3 protein-coding genes and 1 pseudogene are annotated in these 1,588 nt (G+C 60.5%); all 4 read right to left on the bottom strand.

Annotation, left to right across the window (positions count from 1 at the left end; translation table 11 throughout):
• Positions 1-89: 89 nt before the first annotated feature.
• Positions 90-443, bottom strand: coding sequence for a DUF1428 family protein (locus E5W87_RS04875; protein ID WP_292394550.1), 354 nt, complete (start codon positions 441-443; stop codon positions 90-92).
• Positions 444-508: 65 nt separating this feature from the next.
• Positions 509-937 carry a glyoxalase/bleomycin resistance/extradiol dioxygenase family protein gene (locus E5W87_RS04880; RefSeq protein ID WP_292394552.1) on the bottom strand — a complete coding sequence of 143 codons (429 nt, stop codon included), beginning with the start codon at positions 935-937 and terminating at the stop codon, positions 509-511.
• A gap of 111 nt (positions 938-1,048) precedes the next feature.
• The gene (locus E5W87_RS04885; protein ID WP_292394554.1) at positions 1,049-1,222 is read right to left on the bottom strand and encodes a hypothetical protein; all 174 of its coding nucleotides are present in this window, start codon (positions 1,220-1,222) and stop codon (positions 1,049-1,051) included.
• A gap of 104 nt (positions 1,223-1,326) precedes the next feature.
• Positions 1,327-1,588, bottom strand: a pseudogene (locus tag E5W87_RS04890) (ABC transporter ATP-binding protein); the annotation flags it as partial.

A 1,588-nucleotide genomic window follows, 5' to 3' on the forward strand; every position in this document is an offset into this window, starting at 1 on the left:
CCAGCCGATGTACCAGAGCTCGGTCGATCTGTGGAAACGCTATGGCGACCGGCTTAAGCCACTGCTCGACCGGCTAGCGTAATGCGGGCCTACAGCTCAATGAAGGGCTGAAAGCCGCCGAAGATCATGCGCTTGCCGTCGAACGGCATCGCCGACCAGTCGGATTTCAGGCGTGGGTCGGCCATCACCTTGGCCATTACCGCATCGCGGCTCTGCCGCGATTCATAGACGACCCATGAGAAGACGACGACCTCGTCATCCTTGGCCTGCACGGCGCGCGGGAACGAGGTGGTCTCGCCATAGGGCACATCGTCGCCTATGCATTCAACAAAGGCGAGCGCACCATGCTCCTTCCAGACGGCACCGGCCGTTTCCGCCAGTTGCTTGTAGGCGTCGAGATTTGCCTTCGGTACGGCGAGTACGAAGCCATCGACATAAGACATTGTAGTTCTCCTTGGGTTGGAATTTTTCCTTCTCCCTCTCAACAAGGGGAGAAGGAAAGAAGGCGCTACGCTGCCTTCACCGGCGCGTTCATGGCCCACTCCACGCCGAAAGGATCAGTCAGCTGACCCCAGCGGTCGCCCCAGAACATCACCTGCAGCGGCATACCGACCGTGCAGCCGGCATCGACGGCCCGCTTCCACCAGGCGTCGATGTCGTCGCTGCCGAGATGGAGCTGCATGGTGAAGCCCTGCGGCTTCACCGCCGCCATTCCGTGCTCGGGATAGAAGTCGGAAATCATCAAGGTCGAACCGTTGATGTGGAGATGGATGTGCATCGTCCGGCCCTGCTCGTCCGGCGGGTAGAAGAAGACCTGCTCGGCGCCGAAGGCTTTTTGATAGAATTCTGAAGCCTTGAAGGCGCCGTCCAGCTGAAGATAGGGCGTCAATCCGCCAAGGACTTTCGCGGCAGGCTGGGTCTGGGGCTGATCGTTCATGTCTTGCTCCTCTTTGGTTTGGCGTTGCGAACCACAGGACGAATGAGGCAGCGGCGATCCTACATGGCCGATGCGTTTTTTTGATGCCGAGCGTGCGACGGCCGGTCCTTGTCAAGGAGCCCGGCCAATCCGCGGGCTGTTCTGTGCGTCTACGACGATTTCCGGCCAGCCGATGTCCTTGCGCAGTTCGATCGGCAACGAAAGGATGGCGCGCTCGCTGCGGTAACGGGCGCGAGCCGCTGAGTAACGGGTCGCTATGCGACCTACGGATGACAGAATAGACATGATGCTCTCTCCTCGATTGGCGCCGGCATCACCGTGTCGGCAACCCAAGGACGTGGCGCGCGGCGACGATCCGACAGATCGTCAAATTTTTTTGCCGCAAAGCTTCAACCGCCTGTTTCTGCCACCGATCGGAAGAAATCTTCCGGGCTGTCGATCTCGGACAGCCTCCGGTTCTCGATCAGCCAGAAGCGGTTGCCGATCGCCCTGATGAAGGAACGGTCGTGCGAGGCCAGCACGCAGCTTGCCTGATGGGCGAGCAATTCCGCCTCCAGCGCCTCCTGGCCGTCGATGTCGAGATGGTTGGTCGGCTCGTCGAGCAGGTAGAAGTTGGGATTGGCGAGCCTGAGCGCCAGCATCATCAGCCGC

This window comes from Mesorhizobium sp., assembly GCF_004962925.1.
GTDB lineage: Bacteria > Pseudomonadota > Alphaproteobacteria > Rhizobiales > Rhizobiaceae > Mesorhizobium.

Bases quoted from the DNA above. Each gene is read 5' to 3' on its own strand.
- E5W87_RS04875 (WP_292394550.1), bottom strand. From the start codon at position 443: ATGTCTTATGTCGATGGCTTCGTACTCGCCGTACCGAAGGCAAATCTC.
- E5W87_RS04885 (WP_292394554.1), bottom strand. From the start codon at position 1,222: ATGTCTATTCTGTCATCCGTAGGTCGCATAGCGACCCGTTACTCAGCG.
- E5W87_RS04880 (WP_292394552.1), bottom strand. From the start codon at position 937: ATGAACGATCAGCCCCAGACCCAGCCTGCCGCGAAAGTCCTTGGCGGA.